Consider the following 4,724-nt stretch of genomic DNA (forward strand, 5'->3'; position numbering starts at 1 on the left):
GCCTTTCGCAGTCTCTGATAATGCTTTTTAAAATGCTTAGGATTAGATACTTTGTCACCATCGCTGGTAATCACAAGGCTACTAATTCCTATTCTCGGTAAATTTAGAGGTCTTTAATTTCCGCATCAAAGTCGCACCTGTGCCGAGTGTGCCAAGGGCGAGGAGACCTAATAAAGAAGAAGGTTCAGGAACAGTGGCAAGGGGGGCAAGGGGGGCAAAACTTGTTAGCTGTAATAAATCTCCAAAACCACCAGAAGTAGCGATTTGAAACTCTGAGGCTGCAGTAGGTGCATCAAGATTTGAAATAATATTAAAATCACCGCCATTACCAAAAGAAGGGGTTCCCCAAGGGTCATTGCTAGTTGGTTGTCCTACCAATTGTTTGGTAAAGTCTAATGTTCCACCATTGGTAGCTAAGAAAAAATTCTTATAATCAGCTAATGAAAAAGTTCCATTGCCGCTGCTTGCTCCTGTAACCGTTATGGAAAAGGAGTTAACAGGTAGAGGGTCGGTATAACCCGGATTACTAATTAGGGAAGGATCGAAATCAATCAATCCATTTGCTGATGCACTATTGCCAAAGGCAGCGCCAGACCATTGCAAGGCAAATTGTGCGGCCTTAGCTGGATTAAATACACTACTAATGGAGAGTCCACTAACCACTAAACCTGTTACGAGACCAATTTTGTTGAAGTTCATAAAATCTCACAAGTGTACACGTAAACAATATCATATTTTTGTAAAAAGAAGTTAAGAAAAGATTAAATTACGGATAAGCTAAACGGCTTTTACTTCGGAGCACCGATATAGACTCCAAAAGGGTTATAGCTATTGGATGATGCAGGTTAAGCGCCGTTTAGCTTATATCCCATGAAGTAGGGTGTAGGGTGTAGGGTGTGGGGTGTGGGGTGTGGGGTGTACCCTGTCCCCACTAAAAAACCTATTCAGCAGACCCTAAGTTAAATAAGCGATAGTTACCCCCGAACCGCCCTCATTTTGGGGTGCTAATTGAAAGCGTTTTATCTGGGGATGACGGGATAAAAAATCGTGAACACCTTGACGCAATTTCCCCGTACCTTTACCGTGAATAATCCATAATATACCCGAGGGGGTGGCACGGACGATCGCCTGTTCGATATCCGTTTCTGACTCTGCCACCCTTGAACCGCGAATATCGACGGTATTATTAGCAGTACGAATTAAAGGAGTCTCCTGGGGTTTTGTGGGAGTTTGTGGCACATTTTTGACAGGTTTTGGCGCAGTTTCCACTTTTTGACCATCCAAAGACTCGATCTGATCTAAGGGTAGGGTCATCTTCATCATACCGAAACGCAGGGAAATCTCCTCTGATTCCGGTGAAATTGCTAAAACTTCGGCAGTTTGTCCCAAATTGGGCAAGCGTACCCTTTCCCCCACTTGCGGACGATAATTAACCTTAGTTTTTTCCGTTTTTGGTAATACCCTTTCTGCGATCGCAGTTAACTCCTCTGTGGCTTTTTGGGCATCCTTACCGGTTTTTGTTCCTGATTGCAATCGGCGAATAACGTCATTAATCTCTGCTTTTGCCGATAATAAAGCCTTTTGTAGCTCCTGATCCTGATAACGCTTTAATTCTCGCTCTCTCTCCTGTAGAGAATTGGCCCGCGTGGACACCTCTGTATAAAATTTCTCCGTTTGTTGGAGCAATTGACTTGCCTCTTTAGCTTTTGACTCCTGTTCCCGTCTTTGCGCTTCCAAACCCGCAATTACTTGATTTATCTCCTCCGATAACCCCCCCAGATGATTTCTCGCTTCGGCCACAATTTCGGGACTTAATCCCAAACGCTGGGCAATAGTTAAAGCATTAGAACGCCCCGGAATGCCCCATAATAGTCGATAAGTGGGGGAAAGAGTGCGATCATCAAACTCTACCGAGGCATTTTCAAAGCGAGAATCTCGATACTTTAACGCTTTTAATTCCCCGTAGTGAGTGGTAGCCACCGTTAGTAAACTATGGTCGGCGAGGTATTGTAAAATAGCGATCGCTAAAGGACTTCCTTCGGCCGGATCCGTACCTGCTCCCACCTCATCGAGTAAAACCAAGGAACGAGAATTTAAAGCCGCTAAAATGCGAACAATCCGGCGAATGTGACCCGAAAAAGTCGATAAACTCTGTTGCAAAGACTGTTCATCCCCGATATCGGCTAAAACGCGATCAAACCAGGGTATCTCTACCGGTTCCCGGGCCGGAATAAACAAGCCCGCTTTCGCCATTAAAGCCGCTAATCCGAGGGTTTTTAAAGTAACGGTTTTTCCGCCGGTATTTGGTCCGGTGATGGCAACAACGCGAATTTCTGGGGTAATCTGCACATTTATTGGTACGACATCCCCCCCCTGTTCGTGGTGTTTTTGCCACCAGAGCAAGGGATGACGCAAATTCCGCAAAGTAATCGTTTCCGACCCATCGATAAAGCGGGGGGGATTACCCTCTAACCATAAACTGTAACGGGCCTTAGCGGTGGCCAGATCGAGCCTAGTAGCGATCGCTAGTAAATATTCTAAATCCTCAAAAGCTTCGGCGATCGTATTACTTAACTGCCGGAGGATTTTTTCTTCTTCGATTTGTTCCTGACGACGATATTGCCGCAGTTGATTGCCTTGGTCAACGATAGAGTGAGGTTCAATGTAAAAAGTCGCCCCTGTGCTGGAAGTATCGTGAATTATCCCGGGTATTTGCTCTTTTTGCGCTGCTTTGACGGGAATCACCCAGCGGTCGCTTCTTTGGGTAATGACCGCTTCTTGGATGGCACCGCCCTGTTTTTGGATGATATCCTGTAATTTTCGGTAAATTCGCTCTTTAATCACCTTCATTTGTCCCCGAATTTCCCGTAATTGGGGACTAGCGCGATCGGATATCCGGCCATCTTCATCGATACAACGGTGTATTTCCTGTTCTATCTCTGGATAGGTGCGAATTTCCGCTACTAACTCTTTTAAAACTGGTATATCTTCCTGTTCGTCAATTAAACGCCGTAAACGTCGCACTCCCGCTAAAGTCGTGGCAATATTTAAAAGTTCCTGTCCCGATAATAACCCCCCCAGATGCGCCCTTTCTAGGGCATCTCCGATGTCGGTAATCCCATCAAAGGAAAGACGACTATCTAATTTTTGTTCTAAGCTATAAACTTCTTTGGTTTGGCAGAGTAGGTTTAAACTTTCCTCTTTGCTTTCTGGTAACGGCAATTGACGAATTGCGATCGCACCGAGTTTAGTCGCTGCAAAAGTAGCTAGGTGTTGACATAGCCGCGGCCATTCCAATAATTCTAGGGTTTCGTCTTCAATCAATTTTGTAGTTTTTTATAATACGCTTTGTATTTCTAGTCTAACCGGATTTGGTCTGATTTTGCCAGAGTCATTTCAGTGAACAGTAATCAGTCATCAGTAATCAGGGAAAAGACAGCACTGTTACTCGCACTTAAATACCGGTCACTTAACACTCCCGCTAGACATATCCAAAAATTATAACCCAATCACCGCTTGCTTTACTGAAATGTATATCTATCCTTGCTAATTCAATTTAACTGAAAAAATATGTGGCAATTAAAATCATTTCTGTTTGGGTAAGTTTATTGCCGACAAAGACTTCTAGTCTCGATATAATATTAGGTCGAGTTCTACTGATAACTGATAACTGATCACTGATCACTGTATCTAAATTCCTTTCTGGAGAGAGAATTGTACCTGTTTAAATTCTTGTTTTAAACGTTGTTTGAGTTTGTCGGGGATGGGACGGGAACCGTAGGCGGTATAATAACCAGCTAGAGAGTTTAAGGCTGTTTGCATAGTAGTGAAAGAACGCAAACCCCCGGATTTTTTATCTCGTCGGTAGAGGGAGATGTAATTGTTGATTTGTTCCTTTGCTTGCGACTCAACTGCCGCTTTATTCGGGTCATCTTTGACTAAATCAAGGGTTGTGGTTAAAGTTTCAATCACCGTCAGGGTATCCTGTCCATAATTGCCTGTTAACCCCGAACTACTAGAACAGCCCATCAATCCGATGACAAGGACGAGAACCAAAGCTAATAAGCGAGAAATGTAAGGTTTTGGAGACATATTTTCAATACCATAAGTTAATCCCAAGTCACCTTATCCTATCAGGAAACTGTTACCAGTTCTTCATGAGAGTCAACCGGCTGCAAAAATCAAAAATCTTTCCTTTAGTCAGGGGTCAACCGGGGATAAATAGCCAAAATATAGGCTTTTTGGTCGTTAAAAGCCCTATTTTTGCCTAAAATTTCGATGCCATCAACCCGGAGTGAGTTGATTCGGGACTAATTCCAGCTGCGATCAGGCACTGGTGGTGGTTTCCCGAAGGTAGATATCCGCCCTATCATCAGCCGTTTTTAAATCCGCGATTCCCGCTTCTGGAAACGGGACATCAGGATAATTCACCGCTACCTGGGCCAAGGCTTTCCTCAAGCTGGAACTAGGGTGAAATGGGCAGTTTGACGGTAAAGCTTGTTCCCTTATCCACTTGGCTATCTAGGGCGATTTCGCCGCGGTGGAGTTCGACGCATTTTTTAACCACTGCTAACCCCAATCCCGTGCCGATAATATTTTCCACATTCTGACCCCGATAAAAGGGTTCATAGATCTTACCGAAATTTTGGGTTAAAGCCCCGTCCTTTTAGGACGGCTTTTTAAACTATAGCTTGTTAACTTAACTTTTATTGTGCTATACTGAT

General features: G+C 44.0%; 3 protein-coding genes and 2 pseudogenes. All 5 read right to left on the minus strand.

Annotated features, from left to right (window positions below; translation table 11 throughout):
• Positions 1 to 92, minus strand: a pseudogene (locus tag BGL89_RS03770) (RNA-guided endonuclease InsQ/TnpB family protein); the annotation flags it as partial.
• Positions 82 to 699 (minus strand): PEP-CTERM sorting domain-containing protein, encoded by a 618-nt coding sequence (locus BGL89_RS03775; protein WP_286824515.1) that lies wholly within the window; start codon positions 697 to 699, stop codon positions 82 to 84. The pseudogene BGL89_RS03770 and the gene BGL89_RS03775, both read right to left, overlap by 11 nt.
• Positions 700 to 954: 255 nt before the next feature.
• The gene (locus BGL89_RS03780) at positions 955 to 3,324 is read right to left on the minus strand and encodes an endonuclease MutS2 (RefSeq protein ID WP_286824516.1); all 2,370 of its coding nucleotides are present in this window, start codon (positions 3,322 to 3,324) and stop codon (positions 955 to 957) included.
• 366 nt (positions 3,325 to 3,690) lie between these two features.
• Positions 3,691 to 4,092: a photosystem II protein Psb27 gene (gene psb27, locus BGL89_RS03785; RefSeq protein WP_286824517.1), complete on the minus strand. Its 402-nt coding sequence runs from the start codon at positions 4,090 to 4,092 to the stop codon at positions 3,691 to 3,693.
• A 373-nt stretch (positions 4,093 to 4,465) separates the two neighbouring features.
• Positions 4,466 to 4,642 (minus strand): annotated as a pseudogene (locus BGL89_RS03790) (sensor histidine kinase); the annotation flags it as partial.
• Positions 4,643 to 4,724 lie beyond the last annotated feature (82 nt).

Source organism: Microcystis sp. LSC13-02 (genome assembly GCA_002282935.1).
Taxonomy (GTDB): Bacteria; Cyanobacteriota; Cyanobacteriia; order Cyanobacteriales; family Microcystaceae; genus Microcystis.

Bases quoted from the DNA above. Each gene is read 5' to 3' on its own strand.
- psb27 (WP_286824517.1), bottom strand. From the start codon at position 4,092: ATGTCTCCAAAACCTTACATTTCTCGCTTATTAGCTTTGGTTCTCGTC.
- BGL89_RS03775 (WP_286824515.1), bottom strand. From the start codon at position 699: ATGAACTTCAACAAAATTGGTCTCGTAACAGGTTTAGTGGTTAGTGGA.